We start from the raw sequence: 24,383 nt of genomic DNA, 5'->3' as shown, positions 1-24,383 counted from the left end.
AATGGAAATACTGGCCTTGATGAAGGAACGCCGCTCCATTCGGAAATATCAGGAAAAACAAGTTCCAAGGGAACTGGTGGACAAGATTGTAGAGGCAGGGCTGTATGCTCCCAATGCCGGAGGTGGTCAGCGCAGCATGATTGTTACTCTGCATAATGCAGAGTTGGCGAAGAAGCTCGGCAAGCTGAACTTTTCAACCTTTGACCGCAGTAAGCTCCTGGGCGGTCATGTGTCCGATGAGCAGCCTTCTGTCATTGATGATCCGAATATCAGGAACGGCTTTTACGATGCACCTACGGTCTGCGTGATTTTCGGGCAGAAGGATTTTCTTTTTAGTGTGGCGGATGCCTTCTGCATAGCGGAAAATATGATTTTGGCTGCTCATGCGCTCGGGGTTGATTCCTGCATTATTTCCCGTGCCGAGGACACCTTTGCCCTGCCGGAAGGCAAGGCGTTCATGGAGGAATGGGGTGTGCCGGACACAATGGAGGCCAAGGCTTTTGTAACCTTGGGCTACCATGCGGGGGACTATCCGAAGGGCAAGCCCCGCAAAGCGTGCCGGAATATTGTGATTGAGTGAACTTTGTAAATTTGAGGGGAGATTCTGTCGATGAGTTTGATTAAAGGACTGCATCATGCGGCTTTGCGCTGTTGTGGCAAAGCGGAAATGGACGCTGTGATCGCGTTTTATTGTGATGTGCTTGGCATGAATATACTTCGCAGCTGAGGCGATGGCGTGGAAGCCGGAGCGATGCTGGACACGGGGAACGGCGTGATAGAGCTGTTTGCCAACGCCGAGCCGGGGCGCAGACCGGGGCAGGTTGACCATATCGCCCTGGCTACGGATAAGGTAGACGAGTGTATGGCGGCATGCGCCAGAGAAGGGCTGAAGGTCATCATGGCGCCACAGGACATTGTCGTACCCTGCGAGACGCCCTACCCCTTGCGTATTGCCTTTGTAGAGGGCAAAGCCGGGGAAATCATTGAATTCTTTGACGAGAAGTAAGAAAGAAGGGTTAAGACCATGCATTTTTCCAGCGGTATCAATCGTCCTCCTTATGAGGCCAATGACGGATTTTTGCAGATTACATCAGGCTGCAGTCATGGGAGTTGTAAATTCTGTACCTTTTACAAGGAAAGTCCCTTTTCCCTGTCGCCCATGGAGGAAATAGAAGCTGACATTAAAGAACTGGCTCATTCGGGCTGGAGATTTGACCGCATTTATTTGCAGGGGGCTGATCCCTTCATTCGCAAGACCGAGGACTTGCTGAAAATCGCCGACATGATTTATCATTATCTTCCTCGGGTGAAATCCATCGGCGGCTACGCCCGTGTAGACAATCTCAAAAACAAGACGGTAGAGCAGGTGAGACAGCTCAAGGATGCGGGCTACAACTATTTCTACTTCGGCGTGGAAAGCGGCGATGATAAACTCCTTGATCGCATGAACAAGGGCTATCATGCTGATTATGTGTTGCATGAATGCCATAAGATGGACGAGGCAGGGATGCCATGGATTGCCAATTTCCTGGGCGGTCTGGGAGGGCACGGCTGGGGGCTGTCCCATGCACGGGAAACAGCATGGCTCTATAATCAGCTCAAACCTGCCATGATTTATGCTTCGGAACTGACGCTCTTTCCCGATACGCCGCTTTCCCGTGATGTGGCGGAAGGGAAATTCGCCGAAGCCACGGAGCGGGAACGCATGGAGGAAATGCAAGAGTTCATCCGTTGCCTGACCGTGCCCACCATCTTCCGCGCCGAGCATGTCACCATGCCCGTGCGTATCAATGGACGTGTGCCGGAGGACAAAGAGGCCATGATCAGCCGTTTGCAGGAAACCATGGATAACAACGGCGAGGAAAGACTGCAAATGTATCGGAGCAGCGTGTACAGTCTGTAAGAAGGTGTCAACGTGATTCTCTACTTCAGTGCCACAGGCACCAGTAAATATGTGGCGGAACAAATCGCCAAGGCAACCGGGGAAAAGATTGTGCCGTTAAAAGAATTGGTGCGGCAGGAGAAGTATTCTCTGACTGTGCCGGAAGGGGAAAATTTCGGGGTGGTCATGCCGACTTATTGGGAAGGCCTGCCTGCGATTTTGCTGGACTATCTGCAAAAAGTCGAGATAAATTTGGAAGGGAGCAGCCATTACTGCTTCTTTGTGGCCACTTACGGCTGCGACTACGGCAATATTTTATCCACGGCGCAAAAGGAATTCGGCAAGGTGGGGATTTCCTTCGACAGCTTGTATGCGGCGTGTTTTGTCGATAATTGGAGCCCCATGTTTTACCTGAAAGATGCCCAACGCAACCGCCTCGCCGAGGAAAATGGCGAGGCAGAGACTCGTGCCATTATAGAGCAGATAATGCGCCGCGAAAAGGGGCACAGCCTACCGGATCAGATGCCGGGCATCATGGCGGCGGCAGCCAAGGCGAATTACAACCGCATCCGCAAAACGAAAAACTTCCGGCTGGACAGGGAAAAATGTATCGGCTGCGGGCTGTGCGCCAGACAATGCCCCCTCGATGCCATTGTCATGCAGGAAGGAAAGCCAAAATGGGTCAAGGAAAAATGTACCCTGTGCCTCGGCTGTTTCCACCGTTGCCCGGCGGCAGCGATTGACTACGACGGAGGGCTTCGCAACGGGCAGTATGTCAATCGTCATGTCATGCTGGATGATTGAAAAGGGGAGAAAATGGCAATGGATTACAGGCAAATGGGTGAGCGGATTTACATTCGCATCGACAAGGGCGAGGAAATTCTCGCTCAGGTGGAAGATGTGTGCCGCAAGCTCCACATATCCGCCGCAACATTTCAAGGCATCGGGGCTTGCGGCGAGGTTGAAGTAGCAACTTATATCCCGGACAGGCAGGAATTTCTGCCCCATGTGCGGAATGGTATGCTGGAGATGATTTCCCTCATGGGAAATATCGTGACCGGAAGGCAGGGGGAATTGGTGCAGCACGCCCATGCTCTCTTTTCTGCCTTTGATGAAGCAAAGGGACGTATAGACTATCTTGGCGGTCATTTGAAAAAAGCGACGGTGCTCTACACAGCGGAACTGGTTCTTGTCCCTGTGCAGGGCGGCAAGATCGGGCTGAGATATGATGCAGCTACGGGAATTGATGTCTGGGATTTGGAGGCATAGGTATGATTTGGCACAAAATGCTCTATGGGACTGGCGCACTTCTGCTGAGTACGGCGATTCTGCTGGCGGGAAGCATGGAAATAGGCGAGGCGACTAAAGCCGGGAGCAGCAACGCACAGGATGTGCTAGTGCGGGCGCAGGAGCGTGATGCGACGTTTGCGCCCGCCATACGCTATTTTATGCAAGCGCCGGAAGCCAAGGGCAGCGATACGCCCTACGGGAACAATACGGTGGCAGGGCATTATGCGCAGGCCGGTGATGCTAGAATTTACTATGAGATTTACGGCAAGGGGAAGCCGCTGTTTGTTTTTCACGGCGGCGGCGTGGGTACGCCCTATGGAATGGGACAGATGATTGACAACTTACGAAAAAATTACCAAGTGATTGTCGTGTCCACCCGCGGACACGGACGCTCAGAAATCGGACATTCGGAGCTGACCTATGAGCAGAAGGCGAATGATATGCTGGCGGTGATAAAGGAAGTCACCGATGAGCCAGCCGTCCTGCTGGGCTTCAGCGACGGCGCATACACGGCCTACAAGGTCGCTTCCATGTACCCGGAATGCATAGAGCGCATCGTGGCCATCGGTGCAGGTACACTCAAGCCAGGTTTTTTCAGTGGGGAAATGAAGGTAGCGGATTTAGAGAAAATAGATGCAGCTTTTATAGAGCAGCAGAAAAAAATCATGCCGGAGCCGGAACGCTATCAGGAATTTTGCACGAACTATATGAAATTCTGGAGCAAAATGGAAGTCGGCGAAGATTTCCTGCGGACGATTGAATGCCCAGTGTTGTTGATTGCCGGAGACGAGGATGATCATGCGCCTTTGGTGACGATGGTGGAGGCAGAGCAGTATATCCCAAAAGCCAGCCTATGTATCGTCCCCAAAGCATGGCACACGGCATTTCTTGATAATTTTGATGTAACATGGACAGCGATAGAGCAGTTCTTGCAAACGGATAAAGCAAAGCTAATCGGCAGCAGGAAAGTGGAGTATAACAGAAAATAATGTGATATAGGTTTTTGGGGGGTGCAAAATCCCCATCGAGGGGGTGCAAATGCACCCCCTTCTCTTTTTTCGGAAGCCTTGTCCCGTGCGGCTTCCGAGGCATACTCGCTTAACGATAGGCAGGGGGGCAAGGGGGTTCATCGTTAAGAGGGTTTGGGGGGTGCATCGTTATCTTGTATCAATATGATTGGTAAAGGGGAACTCCTCATCACTATCATGAGCAGCCTGGCACAGGAAAAAAGCCGGAGCATTTCGGAAAACGTCACCTGGGGCCATCGGAAGCGGTTCGCTGATGGCAAGATGAGTGTTCCCTACAGGCATTTTCTCGGCTATGACAAAGGGCCGGATGGGAATCTGGCCGTCAACAGGGAACAGGCCAGGACGGTGAAACTGATTTACCGTTTGTTCCTGGACGGGTATACCTTCCACTCCATTGCCAGGGAGCTGACTGCCAGAGGGCTGGAAACCCCGGCGAAAAAGAAATGCTGGTATCCGCGGACGGTAGAGAGCATCCTGACGAATGAGAAATACAAGGGCGATGCCCTGCTGCAGAAGCGGTTCACCGTCAACTTCCTGACCAAAGAAAGGAAAGCGAATGAAGGGGAAGTGCCGCAGTACTATGTGGAAAATAACCACGAAGCCATCATCAGCCCGCAGGTCTTCGACTGGGTGCAGGAAGAAATCAAGCGGCGGCGTGAAGGCAGGAGCCGCTACAGCGGCGTATCCATCTTCTCCAGCAAAATTAAGTGCGGCCAGTGCGGAGGTTGGTATGGGGCCAAGGTATGGCATTCGACCGACAAGTACCGCAGGACCATCTACCGATGCAACGGCAAGTTCAAGAGTCATTGCAAGACACCGCATCTGACGGAGGATGATATCAAGGAAGTATTCGTCCGGGCCGCCAACCGGCTCATCGAAAACAAAGCGGAAATCCTTAACAGCATCACCCTGCTGAAGGAACGGCTCACTGACACAGAAGCACTGGAAGAGGAGCGGGACAAGCTCAGCACGGATTTGAACCTGCTGGCAGTCAAGGTACAGCAGCTCATAGCCGAAAATGCCCGGGCTGTGCAGAACGAGGATGATTACATCAAAAATTACAATGAACTGGTCAGATGCTATGAGAAAACAAAGATACGGTACGACCAAGTCTGTGATACGATGAAACACCGTATAAGTAGAGCCCGGACGCTGAATAACTTTATCAAGAATTTACAGGAACAAAAACTAATCCAAACTTTTGATAAAAGGCTGTGGTGTAGCTTGGTCAACTTCGTCACTGTAAATGGGGAAGATAATATTGAGATAACCTTCAAAGACGGAACAGAAATTAAAGCATAAGCCGATAATTGGGCGGACTGGTCGCTAAGGGCAAAAGGCATACCAGTAATGCGACCGTGTGTGGAAACATGGGAAGAGAAGTCTAAACTGATAGTGGACTTTCTGCTACACTTCATTTTAATTCATTATCTCTACATTACAGTTTTAATACAACCTATTCGCATTTTAATTATAATTTAACCAAATATAGCAAATAAAATAAAGGAAATATATTGTTTAGCGAGCCAAGAGATGTTAAACTACAAGAGGAAAGAACCCAATCGGGGTTAATAAACTACCATGGGCACTATGTGTTGATTTACATTTTAACTTTTCGATAATAAGGAGGCGATTAGATTGAATAGAATTTACAAGGTCATATTCAATCGCGCAAAAGGGCAGTACCAGGTTGTTTCAGAATTAGCAAAAAATGGTGGAAAAGCGTCGGGTAATTCTTTATTAAGAACAATTACTAAAACGGGGGGGTACTGACTAGAAGCGTATTAACAGCTGTGTTCGTATTTGGAAGTGCACTTTATGTTAACGCTGAAGTTGTTCATGACGGTGATATTTTGAGTGCCGGAACTAACATCTCTGTAACTAAAGACGATATAACAAAGACAATCACAATATCCACTGATGGGGTCGCAACCAGTGCAGAAGTGGATGCAGTTAAAACAGATGTACAAAATAACCAAACAGCTATTGCTGCCAATACTGACAAAATTGCGGATAACAGCACAGAGATTGCTAACAATAAGGCTGGGATTAACCAGAATGCCAATGAAATCCAGCAAAACAAGACGGATATTACAGCAAATAAAAATGCAATTACGACTAATACAGGAAAAATCAACAATAATACAGCCGATATTACAGAGCTAAAAAATGTGAATTCTGCTTTGGGATTGGATAAAACAAAACCGGGAATGAAGTATTTCCGTGCCAATTCCACAGGAGAGGACGCTGCAGCTGCGGGTAAAGATGCTGTTGCCATCGGTGTCAGTGCAAAAGCGAATGGCAAAGATTCTGTAGCCCTGGGCGATGCTGCTCGTTCTGCTTCATCTGCTGAAAACAGTATTGCCATTGGCCGGAAAGCAGTCAGTGGATCCTTCAATGGTATGACGTCTGATGGTGATAGCTCCACTGTGGTTATAGGCGGAGGAAAATCAAGCATATCCATCGGTGATGCAGCCAATGCTCGAGGAAACTCTTCAATTGCACTAGGTGATGGAGCGACGGTCTATAATGATGGGACCAACGTTCAGCTCAACAATAACAGCATGGCAATTGGAACTGAGGCCAGTACGGTTGCTTCGAATCATGCAATTGCGATAGGCAATAGCGCTGCTGTGACGAAAAAAAGTCATAGTGCTGCAGCGATTGGAGACAGTGCAAAGGCTGAGGCGGAAGGTGCACTGGCTCTAGGTAAAAGTGCGGCTGCTTCTGGTGCTGATAGCATTGCAGTTGGAACAGAGGCAGCAGCGAGTGGGGCAGATGCCCTGGCTATGGGTAAGAGTGCGCAAGCCAGTGGGGCAGATGCCGTTGCTATTGGGAACGGAGCTGCTGCTGGGAGCAGTGCTTCTGTGGTTTTGGGCAAAGATGCCAGTGCAAATGCCGTCCGGTCTGTCGTACTTGGCCCTAATGCAGGGGTAGGTATGGTAGGGGATGTATTAGGGGCCAAAGGATCACATGTAGTCATTGGAGACGGTGCCGGCAACAATATTGACGGACAGCAGAATATTGCAATTGGCTATAAAACGGGAAATGATGTCAAAAGCGATCATAATGTTGCCATTGGTTCTGAAGCTGGAACTAGCATCGGGGCTGGCGGAAACACATCTGAAGGGAAAAATGTTTCTATCGGCTATCATGCTAACAAAAATGATGCTGCCGTTTCTCGAATCCAATCTACGGCATTGGGTAGTGAGACAAAGGCTGCCGATGATGCTGTAGCCGTAGGGTATCAGGCTCAAGCAAATGGGAATGGATCTACGGCAGTTGGGTTTAACGCACAGGCTGCAGATGCAGCCAGTGTGGCTTTAGGGCAGGGAGCACAGGCTTCTGGTGGGAATGTTGCTATCGGCAATGATTCCGTAGCGAGTGCCGCTATGATCAGCGGAACTGGATATCTGACGGGCCAGGCAGCACCTAAGACGGCTGTTTCAGTGGGAAATGCATCGGCTTTACGCCGCATTACCAATGTTGCTGACGGAGCACTGGATCAGGATGCCGTTACTGTGGCACAGCTCAAAAAGTCAATCGACGCTACGGTAGCTCAGGTCAATGCGAATGTTTCTTCTGCAACGGCAAGTGGAGTATATTATGATACGGTCACTTCTGGAGATGGAGACAGTATTACCCTTCGCAATCATGACAATAAGGGAACGAAAATCCACAATGTTGCGGCAGGGACACTGGGGACTGATGCAGCGAATGTAGCTCAGGTCAATGAAATCGTTGATACGGCAAAAACACATTACTACTCTGTAAAATCTACCAATCTGAATAATTATGATAACGATTTGGCCACTGGGGAAGACTCTATGGCAGCTGGCGTGAGCGCCAAAGCGTTGGGGGACAGGAGTGTTGCGCTGGGGAATAATACTGAAGCGCAGAGCCTTGGCAGTATCACAGTGGGAGCCGGCTATGAAGATCCGGCTAACCCAGGCAGCCTGAAACAGACTTTAGCCATCAGCGGTTATCAATATAACACGGCAATTGGGGCTGGCGCTCAGGCTGCCGGAAATCATTCTCTGGCTATAGGGACTTTGGCAACCTCCTCTATAAAAAATGGTGGAAGCAGCGTAGATAAAGCTGTTGCCATTGGCTATTCTGCTGGCGTTTCTGATGACAAAGCCATCGCCATCGGCAGTGATGCCAAAAGCAACAGCAAAAGTGCTTCCGCTATTGGTGATACGGCTCAGGCGCTGGCAGAAAATGCTCTCGCAGTGGGGACAAATGCACAGGCGGAAGGTATTTCTTCTGGGGCAATCGGCACTAAAAACAGGGTCACTGGAGCAAATACCTATGTTTTGGGCAGCCAGAACAGTACGGCTGCAACAGGTACAGCTGCTGATGTAAGTGCTTCGAATTCGGGAATCTTTGGGAATGAAAACCGAATGGAAGGGGACAGCAATCGTATTGTGGGGAACCAAAACGTACTGAAAATGGAATCCCTTTCCAATAATTCTGCCAACTCGAAAACTTTTGAAAATATTTTTGTGACGGGCAATCAGAATATGGTTACTGGGGATCCTGATACAAGTACAGCAGGCGATGCGGGTAATGTATCTGATATTGTTATTACTGGTTCAAAAAACACCATCCGGGCCAAAAATCAGAAAAACAAAGATTTGACAGATATCCAAATCTTTGGCAGCCAGAATACCCTTGATGCCACAACCCAGAATACGGATTTGTCCAATACCCAGATTGTGGGCAGCCATGTAACAGCCACTTTGGGGAATTCCGTCTATCTGGGCAGTAACTCTGCTTATGTTGTATCAGGAGCCACTACGAAAGGGAATGAGGCTTACAGCAGCAACGGAACCTATCAATACGCTGGGGGGACCCCTGCTGGTGTTGTAACGGTGGGCTCCGTGGGGAAAGAACGGCGCATCCAGAACGTTGCAGCCGGTCTGGTCAGCGCAAAGAGTACGGATGCTGTGAATGGAAGCCAACTTTATACCATGACGCGGCCTCTGCGGTTTGCTGGAGATAATTCAACCATCGGCAATACTTCGGAAGCAGATGTCAATGTACTCCATCGCGGTTCTGATCAGGCTATGTCCCTTTTGGGCGGTGCTGACAGCAGCAATTTAAGTGATAATAATATTGGTGTGGTCGCTGATCCTGCCAATAATACGTTGAATGTGAAACTGGCAAAAGATGTGACTGGGCTGAACAGTATTACATCGAAAACTGTAAATACAGAGACGGTAAAGGCAGGGGATACTACCGTCAATACTCAGGGAGTGACCATAACTGGCGGACCTTCTGTGACAAAAGGCGGAATCAATGCGAACGGCACGAAAATTACCAACGTAGCTGCTGGTACAGCGGATACAGATGCTGTTAACGTAAGTCAGTTGGCGAAACAGTCTAAAGATTTAACGGAAAAAGGGTTCGGATTAAAGGATCAGAATGGGAATATCGTTCACAAATCTCTGGGAGAGGATATTGAGGTTACCGGGGACGGCAAAAATATTTCTACGAAAGTGGAAAACGGAACGGTGAAAGTGGTCCTGAACGATGATTTGAATGTAAACAGTGTAACTACCGCCGATACTAACGGAAATAAGACCGTGACCCAGGGAAGCGGCATGACCATCACGGATAAAGATGGGAATGAGACAACGATTGGTGCTGGCGGTATTACGATTACACCGAAAAATCCAGCACCAGGGACTTCTCCAGTTTCTTTGACGGAAAAGGGGCTGGATAATGGCGGCAATCAGATCCACAATGTGGCTGCCGGCATTGCCGGAACAGATGCGGTGAATGTCAGCCAGCTGAAAGATGAAATTGCCAAGAATGCCACCAAATTGGTAGACGGAAAAAATACGACAGTTACAGGCACCGGCACAAAGGAAGATCCCTACATGGTCAATGTCAATGACAATCTGAATCTGGGTGAAAAAGGCGAAAATGGTGTAGACGGTTCCATCGATGTGGCGGGCAAAGATGGCTCAGCTGTTACCATCAATGGGAAAGATGGTTCTATCGGAATGAATGGAAAAGACGGGAAAGACGGGCTTACCATGAAATCTGCGAAAGGTCAGGATGGCGTGGATGGTTCCAATGGTATGACCCGTATTGTTTACGAAGATGATGGGCATGCCACCCATGAAGTTGCCACATTAGATGATGGACTGAAGTTTGCTGGAAATACAGGATCTGTGGCCAAAAGACTGAACAGTACCATGACTATCAAAGGGAATGGTACGAAAGCGGACGCAGAATATGATGCTTCCAACATCAAGACTGTAGTGGATGCAAATGGAGATCTGGTCATCGGACTGGACAAGAATCTGAAGGCAGATACTGTTACCGTGGGCGGCCAGGGCAAAGACGGCGCTGATGGCATCAATGGGGCTATTGGTGTAAAAGGTGCCGATGGCAAAAATGGAGTTACCATTTCTTCTACAGATAAAGATGGAACCAATGGTACCGATGGTCATATTGGCATCAATGGCAAGGATGGTGCTTCTGCTGACATCCATGTTGTAAAAGGTGTGAATGGAGTAGATGGCACGGATGGCTATAATCGCACGGATGGTATTGATCGGATCGTCTATGAAGATCACAATGGGAATACCCAGACGGTCGCCACTATGAACGACGGAATGAAGTATGGCGGTGACGTAGGGAATGTAATCAGTAAAAAACTCAATGGACAAGTGAATGTAGTTGGGGGCATTACGGATTCTTCTAAACTGTCAACGGAAGACAATATCGGAGTGGTATCTGATGGCAGTGATAACCTGAAAGTGCGGCTTTCAAAGGATTTGAAAGGACTGGATTCGGTTACCACGAAGACTGTTACAGCAGACACTGGGAATATTACGACGGTAAATGCCAGCACTGTCAACGTTGGAGACACCACCATAACGACGGGAGGGATGACAATCCAAAACGGTTCCACAGGTCAGGATGTTACGCTCAATAAAGATGGGCTGAATAATGGTGGAAATAAGATCACCAACGTAGCTCCTGGAGATATTTCATCGACCAGTACGGATGCCGTAAATGGAAGCCAGCTGTACCGTGCGGAAAACAGGCTCAGTCGATTGGGAAATCGAGTGAATCGTGTTGGGGCAGGTGCTGCGGCTCTGGCAGGATTGCACCCCTTGGATTTTGATCCAGATGACAAATGGGATTTTGCTGCAGGGTATGGTAATTACAAAGATGCTCATGCCGTCGCGATTGGCACTTATTATCGTCCCAATGAAGATACCATGTTTAGTGTAGGCGGGTCCTTCAGTGGCGGAGAGAATATGGTAAATGTTGGTGTCAGCTGGAAATTTGGGCAGAAGAGCCACATCTCCCGTTCACGTGTTTCCATGGCTAAAGATATGTTGGCTATGAAGAATCAGATTGAAATGCTGACAAAAAAATTGGCAGCCTATGAATCGGGTCAGCCTGCCAAATTGGTTCCTACAGCAACCGGAACTATGATCTTCCCAGATGTGCCGGAAAATCATTGGGCTTATGAGTATGTTAAGAACTTAGCGGAACGAGGTTATCTGAAAGGATATCCGGATGGAGATTTTAAAGGCGATAGAGCGATGACACGTTATGAATACGCAGCCATTATTTACAGGGCTTTACAAAATGGAGCGCCTTCGGATGGTAACATGACCCGTTCTGTAGATGACTTTGGTCCTGAATTGGTTAAAGTGCAGAATATCGACCGTTTCCGCGTAGACCGAATTTCCGGTAAAGATAATGATCGGCATAAGGTGGAACGTGTACGGGTAAATGATAAAGATGATAAAGCCCAAAATGTGTACCGTGATGTTTACGGAAACCATATTCAAAAGTAGGGCACAGTAGATAAGAAGTATAAAAGCGCCAGTTGCTCGAAAGGAGTGACTGACGCTTTTATATTAGTGTTGAATATAAAGTTGGGGTTGAAGATGGGGTACCAGTAAAAGTGTATAAGTATATAAAATATAGTTTTTTTATGATAGTGTTGATAGCTGATATTTGGGAAAATTTTAAATTCTGATTGCAGTTTGACTTTTTTATTCATCATCGCTTGGTTGATTTAATAGTTGGTGCATATTACAATTATAAGCCACCAACACGGTTTAGAATATATTGGTCATTATTTTTGATTAAATTGTAGAACTCAGATTTGCTATTTACCCATAGGCCTTCATTTTTTCCATTACCTGCAATCCAAGCCGGAGCTATGGTTTTTACTGAATATGATACATCATAATAGTGATTGTCTGTCTTAATGGTATCGTTTATTGGGCCATTAATTCGATTAATTTTATAATCAAAAATTTGATTTTTAGTGAATAATCTATTAGATCTATAATAGTTAAATTCTTTGATTAGTATTTTGTTGACAATTTCTTTTTCTGATAATCCCTCTACGTTTGATAGTGCTATGTGATTATATTGAACCTTTTCGGACGGTATGGATTCATACGAATAAAATAATAAATATACAACTCCTATTAGTATAATCACTATAGTTTTTGTTTCTATTTTCTTAGCCTTAATGCATTTATAGATGGTAATAATTATCACAAGAAAAGTGACGATATATAATAAAAACAAAGAATCACTTATAAATATAATCATTTTTAATATCACCTATTTTCGAAAAGCACAATAGAATTAAAGATTAAAATAAAAAACGCAAGTTTTTAGAAAACAGTGGAATAGATGAGTTATTTTTTACATGATGGATTTACAATCTAAGTGCAACAGCTCCTAGACAACCAAATTAAAATGATACATAGACTTCTTTGCTATAATGGTGTTTGAAGAGAACTACCTATAACAAAAGGAGAGCCTATGTGCCACTACACACATCTTACACCATTTGAGCGAGAAAAGATACTCTTTTTTCTTGCTGAGGGCAAATCCATCACGGAGATTGCCCATCTGCTGAAGCGCAGCAAGTCGACCATCTCGCGTGAGCTTCGCCGCAATGCGGCTCCTGTTAACCAGCCCATGCCATATTGCCCATTGACTGCACAAGCACTCTACAAACGGCACAGGGACGCCTGTCGTCCACATAAGCGTCTGGAGTATGCACCACTGCATTCCTACATCCAAATCTGCATCCTGAAGTACCACTGGTCGCCAGAAGAGATTGTCGGACGGATCCAGCTGGAGCATGGCTGCCGTCTCGTCAGCATCCCGACCATCTACCGCGCTATCCACGCGGGCCTGTTGAATCCGTCAGGGGCTTCTGCGAAGTTCGTGCTCAGGAAACTACGGCATCACGGGAAACGGCATCACAAGAAAGGTGGCGAAGAACGGCGGGGCAGTTTGTCATATCGCATCCCATCGAGGATCGTCCTGCCAGTGCGACGAATTGTTCTGTCCGCGGTTACTGGGAAGCGGATACCGTGGTGGGCAAGCAAGGTAAAGCTTGCCTTGTCACGCTGGTAGACCGGAAGAGCCGGTACTTGCTTGGCGGAAAGGCCGCGAGCAAGACCGCCGCTGCCGTCAACAAGGTGATGTGTGAGGCACTCTCGGGGCAGCCGCACCTGTCGGTCACGCCAGATCGCGGGAAGGAATTCTCGAAACATGCTCAGCTCAGCAAGGAACTGAAGCGTGTGACGTTCTACTTTCCTGCTCCGCACCATCCATGGGAGCGCGGGACCAACGAGAATACCAATGGGCTTCTGCGGGAGTTCTTCCCGAAGGGCAAGGACCTCAAGGATACACCAGAGGAATACATCCAAAGGAAGTACCATGAGCTGAACTTGTGCCCTAGGAAATGCCTTGGTTACAAAACACCATATGAGGTCTATTTCTCAAAGGTGTTGCACTTAGTAGGTTCGAAGCGAATGATATAGGGGTGCGATAATTTTAAAATAAGGATTATACGCTGAATATAAGTGTATGATCCTTATTTTTATGAAATTAATAAAATTAACTGTAATATTTTTAAAATCAAGATTTGTCGTAATTTGAAGAATCATAAATTAATTCTTCAAATCGACTTTTAACTATTGCGGATTTGGGCAACTTCATTGTAAATAATAAAGAAATTCCTCGTGAGAAAGGAGTTAGAAAAAATAAGAGGGGTTAAAATTAGTATCCACCTATTTTTCTGAAACATGCACACGGGGGGTGTTCAAAATCCCTGCTATCGTTCGATTGTATCAAATACAGACACCTTTGAGACCCGGCCTGCGGTACGTTCGGCTTCATGATCGCCGCCGCGCAGTACGTCAGGGACATGACGGCCGACTACGCCGACCTCACCGAGGAACTGGCCAACTTTGAAGTCGAGGAAGCCTTCTCCGGCTGTGAGCTCGTCCACGACACGCACCGCCTCGCGCTCATGAACGCCATGCTGCACGGCATCGCCGGCCCGATTTACCTTGGCGACACGCTCTCGGACTTCGGCAAGCGCTTCAAGGACTACGACGTCGTGCTGACGAATCCGCCGTTCGGCACGAAGAAGGGCAGCGAGCGTGCGACGCGCGACGACTTCACCTACACGACGAGCAACAAGCAGCTCAACTTCCTTCAGCACATCTACCGCAGCCTTAAGGCAAACGGCAAAGCGCGCGCCGCCGTCGTCCTGCCCGACAACGTCCTGTTCGCCGACGGCGACGGTCAGGCCATTCGCCGCGACCTCATGGAGAAGTGCGACCTGCACACCATTCTGCGCCTGCCGACGGGCATCTTCTATGCGCAGGGCGTCAAGACGAACGTGCTCTTCTTCACGCGCGGCACGTCCGACCAGGGCAATACAAAAGAAGTCTGGTTCTACGACCTGCGCACGAACATGCCGTCCTTCGGCAAGACGCATCCGCTCAAGCGCGAGGACTTCGCGGACTTCGTCGCGGCCTACGAGTCGGACGACCGCCACAGCGTCGAGGACGAGCGCTGGCACTCGTACACGCGCGAGGAGATCGCCGCCAAAGACGACAGCCTCGACCTCGGCCTCATCAAGGACGACTCCATCATCGACTACGAAGACCTACCCGACCCCGTCGAGAGCGCCGAGAGCGCCATCGCCAGCCTTCGAGAAGCCACCAAGCTCCTGCAGGAAGTCGCCGATGAACTGCGTGCCGCAAAGGAGAAGTGACATGGCCAAGAATAAGAAAGGAATGACACCAGAAGAACGCCTTGCCGCCGCCCTTGTGCCAGAAAAAGAATGGCCGTATGCGCTGCCGGATGGGTGGAAATGGGTACGGACAGGAGCACTGAACGACTACAAATTAAGTTCCATCACACCCTCGACGAATCCAGATGACGCATTTGAACTATACAGCGTGCCAAGTATCGTCAATGGCTATCCCGAAATCACAAAAGGAATGGAAATCGGCTCTACAAAACAACTCGTTGAAAAAGACGATGTTCTGCTCTGTAAGATAAATCCTCGCATCAATCGCGTTTGGAAGGTCAGCGCCCATACGACTCTCAAATGTTTGGCATCATCGGAATGGCTTGTTGTCCGTGCACGACCTTTTTTTGTATCGGATTACCTTATGTGGTTCTTCCGTTGTCCTTATTTCCGCAAACGCATGTTATCCAATGTTTCCGGCGTCGGCGGTTCATTCATGAGAGCAAAGTCTCGCTATGTGCAAACATACCCAGTCGCATTGCCCCCGCTCTCCGAGCAGCATCGCCTTGTGGCGCGCATTGAGTCGCTGTTTGCCAAGCTCGATGCCGCCAAGGCAAAGGTGCAGGCTGTCCTCGACGCCCATGAAAAGCGCAAGGCTGCGCTGTTGCACGAAGTTATTGCAGGGAATCTTATCGGTGTAGGTGAGAGAGAGTTAAAACCTCTTTCAGAAATCGTAGACTTGATTCGAATTGGACCATTTGGCTCGGCCTTGCATAAAGAAGATTACATTCAAGATGGAATCCCAGTTGTCAACCCACAGCATATCGTCAATCAAGTGATATGTCCTGATAGCAGGAAATCGATCAGCGAGAGTAAGGCTGACAGTCTGGCCATGTATAAGATGTGTGCCAATGATATCATTATCGGTAGACGAGGCGAGATGGGGCGTACGGCTCCTGTTGGCGAGGATGAAGCCGGTTGGCTTTGTGGGACTGGCTGCATGTTGCTGCGACTGAAGAAAGAATACGATGTGAAGTTTTACTCGCTGGTGATTGCATCGCAAAAGAGCAAGCAATATCTGAAAACACATGCAGTCGGTTCAACCATGAAAAATCTGAACGAGAAAATCATCAGGAATCTTCCTGTGCCGGTATACTCTTATGCTGAGCAGCAAGAGATTGTCGCTATCCTCGACCGACTGCTCGGCAGAGAAGAAGAAGTCCGACAGTCGGCGGAGTCGGTGCTGGTAGCCATCGACAGCATGAAGCAGTCAATTCTCGCGAGGGCATTCCGCGGGGAACTTGGGGCGTGACATCCCGTGCTGGCTGCGCCATCGCTGAGCGCTTGCTCGCTACTACGTTACTTTTTCTTTATCTTTGCTTTGTCTTTGTCTTAGGGGAGCTCGGAAGCCTTGTGCGCCAACGGATTGCGGCTTTTTACTATGTCACATAGGAACACAGAGCGGACACAGACTGATCATACCCTGAACCATAAACCGGGACAGTTCGTCAAATTATCCACAACTGCCGCAATTTGTCCACAGGATATCCACAAGAAATCCACAGGGTTATGTACAGGGCGGAAGTTCACGGGATACCCATCAGGCAGTCACAACTAGCCAATCTCGGTAACAGTCGCTCAAAAAAGTGCAGAGGACTGCAAATATGTTATTGCTTTCACACGCGCGGCGTCGTATAATCGTATTAGCAATACGATAAATGTACCGCATTTTTTGGGGAGGATCTTATCAATGAAAAAATTCCAAGTCGTCGTGAAGTGCTCACTCGGTATCCATGCGCGTCCCGCAGCTCAGATCGCGCAGGCATGCAGCAACCTGCGGGCGGCGGTGACGCTCGAGGTCGATAATGAGACTGCCCAGGGCAACAACGTGCTGGAGATCTTGAACCTCCACGCTCCGAAAGGCACAACGGTCAATATCACCGTGGACGGCCCGGATGAGGAAGAGGCTGCACGGGAGATCCAGGCTGTTTTCGATGCCATGGGCCCGAAGGAGAAGAAGGGCTCTGTCCTCAAGGTCGCCTTTTTCGGCACGAAAGACTATGACCGCCTCTATTTCAGCGAGCTCGCAAAGGACAAGGGCGAGGGCACGTACAACGTCGAACTCAAGTATTTCTCGAGCCGCCTGACGGATGAGACGGCACAGCTCGCCAACGGCTATGACGCTGTCTGCATCTTCGTCAACGACGAGGCACCGCGTTCTGTCATCGAGCAGCTGCATGACGGCGGCGTCCGCCTGATCCTCCTGCGCTGCGCTGGCTTCAACAATGTCGACAAGAAGGCCGCTGCCGAGTACGGCATCACGGTCCTGCGCGTACCGGCTTACTCCCCGTACGCAGTGGCAGAGCATGCCATGGCAACGCTGCAGGCTGCAAACCGCCGCCTGCACAAGGCCTACAACAAGGTGCGTGACAACAACTTCGACCTCACGGGCCTGCTCGGCGTCGATCTCCACAACAAGGTCGCCGGTATCCTCGGCACGGGCCGCATCGGCCAGTGCATGGCGCGCATCTGCAAGGGCTACGGCATGACGGTCATCGGCTGGGATGCATTCCCGAACAAGAAGCTCGAGGAAGAGGGTCTGCTCACCTATGCTTCGAAGGAAGAGGTCCTGAAGCGCTCTGACCTCATCTCCATTCACGCACCGCTCATCATGGGCGAAGGCGGCACGTATCATCTCATCGATGAGAAGGCCATCTCCCTCATGAAGGAGGATGTCATGCTCGTGAATGCTGCGCGCGGCGGCCTCATCGATACGGAAGCGCTCATCGCTGCGCTCAAGCAGGGCAAGTTCCATGCGGTTGCGCTCGACGTCTACGAGGGCGAGGATGCCAATGTCTACACGGATCACAGCTTCGACGTCCCGACGGAGGATATCACGGGCCGCCTGCTCATGTTCCCGCAGGTCATCCTCACGAGCCATCAGGCATTCTTCACGCGCGAGGCCCTGCAGGCCATCGCGACGGTGACGATGGAGAACGCCCGCAATTTCAACGAGGGCCGTCCGTTCGGTGCTGCTGAGGTAAAATAAGCACAATCACGGATTCGAATCTCTGACTTTTACGTTACGGAGAGGGGCAAATGCCCCTCTCTTTTTTTGCCAAAACCTTGCGTGAGGCTCGGCAGGGGAGAAGACGGCAGTCGGCAGCGTCGGCGCTGGCAGGCTTCGACAGCATGAAGCCGTCGATCCTCGCGCGGGCGTTTCGCGGGGGCTTGGGCGTAAAAAAATGTGCAAAGGTTGGCGAATAGTGTTAGAATGAAATGAGAAAAATAGTACGGCTTGTTTTGTAGAGTGTGCAGAGCATGTCGTGATAGGTAGTGGGTGATCACGATGGAGAAGAATTGGATGCCGGACATCTACAGCGATGTTCCGGTGGCGTATGCAGTCTACAAGCTGATTTTTGCAGAAGATGGCAGGACAGTCGAGGATGCAGAGTATGTCTATGTCAACAAGATCTACAGTGAGATGGTAGGTGTGGGGTCTGAGGAGCTCCTGGGACAGCGTTTCCTGTCCTACTATGAACATGCCGATCCGATCTGGATGACGTACTGCGCGAAGGCTAGCCTGGATGGTGAGGCCATCCATGACTGCATCTATGCGCCGGAGATCAGGCACTGGCTCGACTTCACGATCATGCCGCTCAAGCAGCCGGGCTATGTCGCGTACACGTTCATGAATGTCGACCTCGACCGCGCAAGGCAGATGGAGATGAAGCGCGAGTTCACGACGAAGGACATCGTCCTGCGCATCTCAAAGATCCTCAGCAGCGAGGAGGCTTATGAGGTGGCGATGAATCACGCGCTGCAGGAACTCAGCCGCATCCTGCATCCGGACCGGCTCTACATCCTCGAGACGGACGGCAAGACCGTCTCGAACACGTTCGAGTGGTGCGCGCCGGGCGTCACGCCGGAGATTGACACGCTGCAGCATCTCGACTACGAGCAGTACATCGGCGGCTGGGAGAAATTCCTCAAGCACGCGACGAGCGTCATCATCGAGGACATCGAGGTGCTCAAGGCGGACGACCCCGTCGACTACTGGAACCTCAAGCGCCAGGGCATCGAGCGCATCATCGATGCGCCGATCTACCACGATGGCAAGATCATCGGCTACCTCGGCGCCGATAACTACGAGAAGAGCGATATGATCAACACGGTCGCCATCCTCGAGACGGTGTCGTACTTCATCTCGTCGAAGATCACGAACCACCGCCTCATGGTGGAGCTCGAGCACGCGAGCCGCCATGACGCCCTGACGGGCCTCCACAACCGCAACGCCTGCATGGAGAAGATTGACTTCCTCACGAAGTACTCGAGCAGCGTGGGCATCGTCTACGCCGATGTCAACGGCCTCAAGGAGATCAATGACACACTCGGCCACCAGGCGGGCGATGCGGCGCTCCGGCAGGCGGCGCGCCTGCTGACGAAGTGCTACGGCCTCGAGAACACCTACCGCATTGGCGGCGACGAGTTCCTCGTCCTCGTGCCGCTCGTCACCGAGCTCGACTTCAAGACGAGCGTCCTCCGCCTGCGCGAATTGGCCGCGGGCAAGGCCGACCTGTCCATCGCCATCGGCAGCGAATGGGTGGCAGACACCGCGCAACTCGAAAGGGCCATCACAAAGACCGACCAGCGCATGTACTGCGACAAGGTCGAGTGCTACAACCGCCGCGGCAAGAAGCGCGAGACTCGCCACGACCTCAACGACTTCCGCCGCATGGCCGCCAAAAGCCTGCCAATCGCGGACTGACGCCATCCGAGAGCGCAGTCGGACTGTCGGACGATTGCCTTGTCTTGAATGCTTTGCATTGCATTTTAGGGCTTCTTGTGATAAGATAACTTCCATAATGTGAAATACGCAAAGACGATGACGAAGAGGAGTAGGGATCTTCCCTGGCAAAGAGACGGGACGGCTGGTGTGAGTCCTGGCAGGGGGATGCGGAAGGTCGCTTCGGAGTTGCTTCGCTGAGGCTTTTGCTTAGGCGGGGACGTGGGCGGCGTTAACGCGAGAGTCGCGCGGCAGAGGCTGCGCGAGAAGATTGGTGGTACCACGAAGGCAGGCGCTTTCGTCCTTTTGGGACGGAAGCGCTTTATTTATGAGGAGGATTCGTATGCCAGAGAAAGAAGAGCTCGGGAACAACATCCCGAAGGTTTATGACCCGCAGTCGTTTGAGAAGAAGTGGTATGAGTTCTGGGAGAAGAACAGGTTCTTCCACGCAGAGGTCGACAAGAGCAAGAAGCCGTACAGCATGGTCATCCCGCCGCCGAATGTCACGGGCCAGCTGCACATGGGCCATGCGCTCGACAACACGCTGCAGGATATCCTGATCCGCTACCACCGCATGCAGGGCTACAACACGGTCTGGATCCCGGGCTGCGACCATGCCGGCATCGCGACGCAGGCAAAGGTCGAGGGCAAGCTCCGCGAGGAGGGCACGAACCGCTATGAGCTTGGCCGCGAGAAGTTCCTCGAGCGCGTCTGGGACTGGAAGGAGAAGTTCGGCAGCCGCATCATGTTCCAGCTGCGTTCGCTCGGCTCCTCCCTCGACTGGGACCGCGAGCGCTTCACGATGGACGAGGGCTGCAGCCGCGCCGTCCGCGAGGTCTTCGTCAGCCTCTATGAGAAGGGTCTCATCTACCAGGGCACGCGCATCACGAACTGGTGCCCGTCGTGCAACACGGCCATCTCGGATATCGAGGTCGAGCATGAGACGGAGCAGGGCCATCTCTGGCATCTACGCTATGAGGTAGAGGGTGAGCCGGGCAAGTACGTTGAGATCGCGACGACGCGCCCGGAGACGATGTTCGGCGATACGGGCGTCGCTGTCCATCCGGACGACGAGCGCTACAAGGATCTCGTCGGCAAGACGCTCATACTGCCGGTCGTCGGCCGCCGCATCCCGCTGTTTGCGGATGAGTACGTCGACAAGGAATTCGGCACGGGCGCCGTCAAGGTCACGCCAGCCCATGACCCGAACGACTTCGAGATGGGCCAGCGCCATCACCTCGAGGAGATCAAGGTCATCGGCAACACGGGCAAGATGCTCGAGGGTGCCGGCAAGTACGCGGGCATGGACCGCTACGAATGCCGCAAGGCGCTCGTCAAGGAGCTCGAGGAGACGGGCGTGCTCGTCTCGGTCGAGGAGCATGAGCACTCCGTCGGCCACTGCTCGCGCTGCCATTCGACGATCGAGCCGCTCGTCTCGAAGCAGTGGTTCGTCAAGATGGAGAGCCTTGCCAAGCCGGCCATCGAGGCTGTCAAGGACGGCCGCATCCAGTTCGTGCCGGAGCGCTTCACGAAGACGTACATCAACTGGCTCGAGAACATCCGCGACTGGTGCATCTCGCGCCAGCTCTGGTGGGGCCACCGCATCCCGGCCTGGTACTGCGATGACTGCGGTGAGACGAGCGTCTCGCGCACGGACCTGACGGCGTGCCCGCACTGCGGAAGCCATCATATCCACCAGGATGAGGACGTGCTCGACACGTGGTTCAGCTCGGGCCTCTGGCCGTTCGAGACGTTCGGCTGGCCGGATAAGACGCCGGAGCTTGAGCAGTTCTACCCGACGGCGACGCTCGTCACGGGCTACGACATCATCTTCTTCTGGGTGGCCCGCATGGTCATGATGGGCCTGGAGTTTGGCAAGGACATCCCGTTCCACCATGTCTTCATCCACGGCCTCGTGCGCGACAGCCAGGGCCGCAAGATGAGCAAGTCGCTCGGCAACGGCATCGATCCGGTCGAAGTCGTCGAGAAGTACGGCGCCGATACGCTGCGCTTCATGCTCATCACGGGCAATACGCCGGGCAACGACATGCGCTTCTACTGGGAGCGCGTCGAGAGTGCGCGCAACTTCGCCAACAAGATCTGGAATGCGTCGCGCTACATGCTCATGAACCTTGAGGGCTTCGACAAGGACTTCAAGCCGGAGGCGAGCGACTTCACGCTGGCTGACAAGTGGATCCTCTCGCGCTATGCCAAGACGGCGGAGGGCGTGACGAAGAACCTCGATAACTTCGAGCTCGGCGAGGCCGGCCGCATGATCTACGAGTTCATCTGGAACGAGTTCTGCGACTGGTACATCGAGCTGACGAAGGCGCGCCTCTACGACAAGGAGAACGAGCGCGCGAAGAACACGGCCCTCTACGTGCTCTCGTACGTCCTCGAGCACACGCTGCGCCTGCTGCATCCTTTTATGCCGTTCCTCACGGAGGAGATCTGGCAGAAGGTGCCGCATGATGGGCAGTGGAAGAGCATCATGATCGCGGACTGGCCGACGGCTGACGCTTCGCTTCGCGACGATGCGGCTGAGGCGCAGATGACGGCCATCATGGAGACAATCAAGACGGTCCGCAACCTGCGCGCAGAAGTCGGTGCGGCTCCGGGCCACAAGAGCGAGGTCATGCTGCACTTCACGGAGAGCAGCCTGCGCCCGGTCTTCGCGGAGAACGAGGGCTACCTCAAGGCGCTCGCTGCGGCTGAGCCGGTCACGCTGCTCGCAGACGATGCCGAGAAGCCGGAGAACGCCATGGCCGGTGTCGTCGGCGGTGTCGAGATCTACCTGCCGCTCAAGGGCCTCATCGATGTCGAGAAGGAGACGGCCCGCCTGCAGAAGGAACTCGACAAGCTCGAGAAGGAGATAGGGCGCCTCTCGGGCAAGCTCAGCAACGAGGGCTTCCTCAAGAAGGCCCCGGAGGCTGTCGTCGCCAAGGAGCGCGAGAAGCTCGCTGGCTATGAGGAGAAGAAGCAGGCGGTCGAGGGACGCATCCAGGACCTCGCCAAGCTTTGAGAATGGAGCGACGCGATATGAATTATCAGGAAGCCATTTCTTATCTGGAAGGGCTCAAGATATTTGGCATCCGCCTGGGACTCACGCGCATCGAGCGGCTCCTCGAGCTGCTCGGCCGGCCGCAGGACCGCTATCGCACGGTCCATGTGACGGGCACGAACGGCAAGGGCTCTGTCTCGGCGATGGTCGAGGGGGCGCTGCGACGCAGCGGCATCCACACGGGCTTCTACAGCTCGCCGCACCTCGTCTCGTACACGGAGCGCATCCGCGTCGACGGGCAGAATATCAGTGAGCAGGATTTTGCTGAGGGCATGACGGTCATCCGCGAGAAGATCGACCTGATGCTCGCAGAGGGCGCGGAGTGTCCGACGCAGTTTGAAGTGCTCACGGCGCTCGGCTTCTACTACTTTGCCAAGTGCCAGGTCGAGTATGCCGTCATCGAGGTCGGCCTCGGCGGCACGCTCGACTCGACGAATGTCATCACGCCGGAAGTCTCGGTCATCACGAATGTCACGATGGAGCACGCCGACAAGCTCGGCGGCACGCTCCAGAGCATCGCGGAGAACAAGGCTGGCATCATCAAGGAAGGCGTGCCCGTCGTGACGGCCGCCAAGGGGGAGCCGCTTTCTGTCATCCGCGCGGCGGCCGAGGAAAAGAGCGCCGACATCTTCGTGGCTGGCGAGGATTTCTCCTCGAAGTTCATCAGCTGCGACGGCTGCGTGCAGCAGCTTGAGTTCAGCTCGGAGCTTCTGGGCATCGATCATCAGCCGTATGAGCTGCACCTGCTCGGTGTCCATCAGGTCGAGAACAGCGCGGTGGCCCTGATGACCCTGCGCCTGCTGCACAATATTGACGCGCGCCTCACGATGGAGACGGTCACGGAGGCGCTGCGCCTCGTGAGCTGGCCGGCCCGCTTTGAGCGGCTCGACTTCGGGGCGCAGACCGTCATCGTGGACGGCGCCCACAATCCGGCCGGCATGCGGGCGCTGCGCTCTAGCCTCGATGCGATCTTTCCCGCCGAGGAGCGCGTACTGCTCCTCGGCATCCTCAAGGACAAGGACATCGATGCGATGCTCCACATCCTCTTGCGGCCGAATGACACAGTCGTCGTGACCGTGCCGCAGTCGGAGCGCGCCGATTCGGCTGCCGACCTCCTGCGCCGCGTCGCGCCGGCCGTGCAGCATGTCGAGGCCTTCGAGGCGAACAAAGAGGCGCTTGACCGCGCGCTGGAGCTCGCCAACGGCGAGAAGCTTCTCGTCATCGCGGGCTCCCTGTACCTCGTCGGCGGCGTCCGCGAGATGCTGCTGCAGCGGAAGGGGTGA

At 52.2% G+C, this 24,383-nt stretch carries 15 protein-coding genes and 2 pseudogenes; 16 read left to right on the top strand and 1 reads right to left on the bottom strand.

Features of this window, described 5'->3' with window-relative positions; all coding sequences use genetic code 11:
- The first annotated feature begins 1 nt into the window (after window position 1).
- The 9 genes from B2X55_RS05615 to B2X55_RS05570 all read left to right on the top strand — a co-directional run bounded on the left by B2X55_RS05615 (window position 2) and on the right by B2X55_RS05570 (window position 12,029).
- On the top strand, window positions 2-580 hold the full coding sequence (locus B2X55_RS05615; RefSeq protein ID WP_118175345.1) for a nitroreductase family protein: 579 nt from the start codon (window positions 2-4) through the stop codon (window positions 578-580).
- Between the two features lie 171 nt (window positions 581-751).
- The gene (locus tag B2X55_RS05605) at window positions 752-1,006 is read left to right on the top strand and encodes a VOC family protein (RefSeq protein WP_286821234.1); all 255 of its coding nucleotides are present in this window, start codon (window positions 752-754) and stop codon (window positions 1,004-1,006) included.
- 18 nt (window positions 1,007-1,024) lie between these two features.
- Window positions 1,025-1,903, top strand: a complete 879-nt coding sequence (locus tag B2X55_RS05600; protein ID WP_286821233.1) for a radical SAM protein — start codon at window positions 1,025-1,027, stop codon at window positions 1,901-1,903.
- Between the two features lie 12 nt (window positions 1,904-1,915).
- On the top strand, window positions 1,916-2,686 hold the full coding sequence (locus B2X55_RS05595; protein ID WP_286821232.1) for an EFR1 family ferrodoxin: 771 nt from the start codon (window positions 1,916-1,918) through the stop codon (window positions 2,684-2,686).
- A 12-nt stretch (window positions 2,687-2,698) separates the two neighbouring features.
- Window positions 2,699-3,151: a PPC domain-containing DNA-binding protein gene (locus B2X55_RS05590; protein ID WP_286821230.1), complete on the top strand. Its 453-nt coding sequence runs from the start codon at window positions 2,699-2,701 to the stop codon at window positions 3,149-3,151.
- A 2-nt stretch (window positions 3,152-3,153) separates the two neighbouring features.
- Window positions 3,154-4,161 carry an alpha/beta fold hydrolase gene (locus B2X55_RS05585; RefSeq protein WP_286821229.1) on the top strand — a complete coding sequence of 336 codons (1,008 nt, stop codon included), beginning with the start codon at window positions 3,154-3,156 and terminating at the stop codon, window positions 4,159-4,161.
- Between the two features lie 216 nt (window positions 4,162-4,377).
- Entirely contained in the window at window positions 4,378-5,502 is a 1,125-nt protein-coding gene (locus B2X55_RS05580; protein ID WP_286821228.1) for a recombinase family protein, read from the top strand.
- Between the two features lie 336 nt (window positions 5,503-5,838).
- Window positions 5,839-5,973, top strand: coding sequence for an ESPR domain-containing protein (locus tag B2X55_RS05575; RefSeq protein ID WP_286821227.1), 135 nt, complete (start codon window positions 5,839-5,841; stop codon window positions 5,971-5,973).
- Window positions 5,974-5,993: 20 nt separating this feature from the next.
- Window positions 5,994-12,029, top strand: coding sequence for a YadA-like family protein (locus tag B2X55_RS05570; protein WP_286821226.1), 6,036 nt, complete (start codon window positions 5,994-5,996; stop codon window positions 12,027-12,029).
- Between the two features lie 247 nt (window positions 12,030-12,276).
- Here B2X55_RS05570 and B2X55_RS05565 read toward each other — a convergent pair whose 3' ends face one another.
- Window positions 12,277-12,801 (bottom strand): hypothetical protein, encoded by a 525-nt coding sequence (locus B2X55_RS05565; RefSeq protein ID WP_286821225.1) that lies wholly within the window; start codon window positions 12,799-12,801, stop codon window positions 12,277-12,279.
- 216 nt (window positions 12,802-13,017) lie between these two features.
- Here B2X55_RS05565 and B2X55_RS10830 point away from each other — a divergent pair.
- The 7 genes and pseudogenes from B2X55_RS10830 to B2X55_RS05525 all read left to right on the top strand — a co-directional run bounded on the left by B2X55_RS10830 (window position 13,018) and on the right by B2X55_RS05525 (window position 24,383).
- A pseudogene (locus B2X55_RS10830) lies at window positions 13,018-14,030 on the top strand (IS30 family transposase).
- A 341-nt stretch (window positions 14,031-14,371) separates the two neighbouring features.
- Window positions 14,372-15,274, top strand: a pseudogene (locus tag B2X55_RS05550) (HsdM family class I SAM-dependent methyltransferase); the annotation flags it as partial.
- A 1-nt stretch (window position 15,275) separates the two neighbouring features.
- Complete coding sequence (locus B2X55_RS05545; RefSeq protein WP_286821223.1) at window positions 15,276-16,565, top strand: restriction endonuclease subunit S; 1,290 nt, start codon at window positions 15,276-15,278, stop codon at window positions 16,563-16,565.
- Between the two features lie 438 nt (window positions 16,566-17,003).
- Window positions 17,004-18,302 carry a fused HPr family phosphocarrier protein/2-hydroxyacid dehydrogenase gene (locus tag B2X55_RS05540; RefSeq protein ID WP_286821222.1) on the top strand — a complete coding sequence of 433 codons (1,299 nt, stop codon included), beginning with the start codon at window positions 17,004-17,006 and terminating at the stop codon, window positions 18,300-18,302.
- A gap of 300 nt (window positions 18,303-18,602) precedes the next feature.
- Window positions 18,603-20,021 (top strand): diguanylate cyclase domain-containing protein, encoded by a 1,419-nt coding sequence (locus tag B2X55_RS05535; RefSeq protein ID WP_286821220.1) that lies wholly within the window; start codon window positions 18,603-18,605, stop codon window positions 20,019-20,021.
- Window positions 20,022-20,382: 361 nt separating this feature from the next.
- Complete coding sequence (locus B2X55_RS05530; RefSeq protein WP_286821219.1) at window positions 20,383-23,061, top strand: valine--tRNA ligase; 2,679 nt, start codon at window positions 20,383-20,385, stop codon at window positions 23,059-23,061.
- Window positions 23,062-23,078: 17 nt separating this feature from the next.
- On the top strand, window positions 23,079-24,383 hold the full coding sequence (locus B2X55_RS05525) for a bifunctional folylpolyglutamate synthase/dihydrofolate synthase (RefSeq protein WP_286821218.1): 1,305 nt from the start codon (window positions 23,079-23,081) through the stop codon (window positions 24,381-24,383).

It is taken from the genome of Mitsuokella sp. UBA4253 (assembly GCF_002395285.1).
GTDB classification, from domain to species: Bacteria; Bacillota; Negativicutes; order Selenomonadales; family Selenomonadaceae; genus Mitsuokella; species Mitsuokella jalaludinii.
This window is presented reverse-complemented; position numbering and strand designations above follow the sequence as displayed.